The following is a 2,362-nucleotide window of genomic DNA, read 5'->3' on the forward strand; positions in this document are numbered from 1 at the left end:
GATAGCCAGCAAGGTCCGTTTCACTTCGGCCTTTGACGATATCAAACACTTTATTTTTTCTTAAGTTACAGAGGGTAATTAGTTGATTTTAAAATCAAATTTTTTATAAGTATTTCCGCGTCACTGCTGATAGATGCAGTGATGCAGAGTTTTATTTCGATATGATCGGACTTTAAAAGCCAAGCTATAATAATTGATAATAAAACTATCTAGTTCTTTTTTTCATAGCCCAGTCAGAAACAAGGATATTGTTTGATGAGTAAAATTAAATTCTCGAAATTTCATGTTAAAAAATATCGTTCACTTTTAGATGTATGCCTTGATATCAGTGATTCCAGGCCAGTAGTTATTTGTGGTGAAAACAATATCGGGAAGACTAATTTTTTAAGGGCTTTAAATGTGTTTTTTAACCACATTTATGAGAAAGATAATTATCAAGCAAATAATGATATTCCTCATCACATTTTTTATGGTTCAGGTGGTGCGGGGGCGAAAACGGAACTTACTGGTACTTTTATGAAAGATGGAGAGGAAATTTCAATTCAAATTATTTTTAAAAATAATTTTGATCCTCAATACTTAATTAATGGTAAGAGTTCCAATATAGATATAGTTGAAGATATTCTTTCTCAATTTCATTATTTGTATGTTGAATCTCACAATATAGTACTGCCTAATTTAATTTCAGTGATTCTCGAGAAGGACGGTCTTATGCCGTTAGACGCAAAAAGATCAAAGCAGTCTGCGCCGTTAGTGAAATTAGCTGAGTTTATAGAATTATCTCAACATGCCATTGCCGATATTGAAAATGAAATAAATGATTGTTTTAAACAGTTAACTAATTTTGACGGTATCTTAAAAGGGAAAGAATTAAGAATTAATTTTGCTGAGTTTGATAAATTAAGAGATGTCGTTAAAAATATGACCTCGATAACTCTATACGATGGTAACAATCATGGTATTGCAGCTAAAGGCAGTGGAGCACAAAGAGCTGTATTTCTTGCCTTGATGCAATTTATTTCTCAAAACTCCAAAAAGAATATAATTTGGGGTATAGACGAGCCGGAGGCATTTCTGCAGCCCAGATTGCAAAAGCAAATTTCGAATGTTATGCATGAAATTGTAGAAAAAAGAGGTCAACCTGTTATTCTTACTACTCATTCTCAACATTTCATAAAATTGAATGAGTTAAACGATACTCACTTATTCGTCGGGGAAATATCAGCCAAAACTTATCAACGAAGACCTAATCAAAGTTACTATGAGACATCTGCTTTCCCATCTAAGTGTAAATCAAATTACGAAAAAGCTACCTTGATTAAAAATCATTTAGGAATAACTAATAATGATGGGTGGGAGGTTCTTCCTCACAATATACTTGTAGAGGGAGAGGAGGATAAAAGATATTTAGAAACATTATTTAGTTATTTTAACTTACCCATACCTAATATTGTTTGGTCAGGCGGGGCATCTAAAATTGCTGGGTATCTACAATATTATGATCATTTTGCTAGGGATCTGAATTATAAACCTAATTTTATTTGCATATTTGATAATGATAACGAAGGAAGGGAGCAGAAAAATAAGCTAAAGCCTAATTCATACAAAAATCTTTGCGTGAATATCGAATCGCTTCCTCGGCACGATGGTGTAATTGCTAGTAATTTAGATGCAGATTGGGAAATTGAAGATTTCTTACCATATCAGATGATGATAATAGTAATTAATCAGATATTAAAAAAAGATAAATACAAAATAATAAAAAAAGATCAGATTAGTGATAGAAACAAACCAGCACATTATAAAAAACAGATCCTAAGATATGCAGAAGAGTGTACATCTCTTAATAATCCCGATAGTGCTCCCTTTTTGATAGACAATCCAGGGAGAAAAAAACAGATTTGTCAGATTTTTTGTGATCAAGCGAATGGGTTATTCGATCAAAATTTTCTTGCGTCGGCACACGAGAGATTTCTTAAGAAACTTGTTGGGTAGCTGGATCCTTAACACCAACTTTTTGGACCCAACCAACCTGCAGGATAGGCCAATAAAATGTTGAATGACTAAGTTTAGTTAGCTGTACCTGTAAACCATTCATGATATCGCAAAAAGCTGCTCATTAGGATCAATTTGCTGAAATTGCTTCGGTAATCCCCCCGAAAAATAACTGATGCCAAAAGTAGAATTTTCTCATAATCTATGCGGGAGGAGATTCTTCATGAAAAGATCAAAATTCAGTGATAGCCAAATATTATCGATTCTAAAACAAGCGGAGGCAGGTCAGACGGTGCCTGATTTATGCCGTGAGCACGGAATCAGTTCAGCGACTTTCTATAAATGGCGTGCGAGATATGGAGGAATG

At 33.7% G+C, this 2,362-nt stretch carries 2 protein-coding genes; both read left to right on the plus strand.

What is annotated here, in order from left to right; translation table 11 throughout:
• The first annotated feature begins 255 nt into the window (after positions 1-255).
• Entirely contained in the window at positions 256-1,995 is a 1,740-nt protein-coding gene (locus Lery_RS03650; RefSeq protein ID WP_058525902.1) for an ATP-dependent nuclease, read from the plus strand.
• A gap of 223 nt (positions 1,996-2,218) precedes the next feature.
• The coding region (locus Lery_RS14935; RefSeq protein WP_156412472.1) for a transposase at positions 2,219-2,362 on the plus strand (144 nt) is incomplete at its 3' end.

This window comes from Legionella erythra (assembly GCF_001467615.1).
GTDB lineage: Bacteria > Pseudomonadota > Gammaproteobacteria > Legionellales > Legionellaceae > Legionella_C > Legionella_C erythra.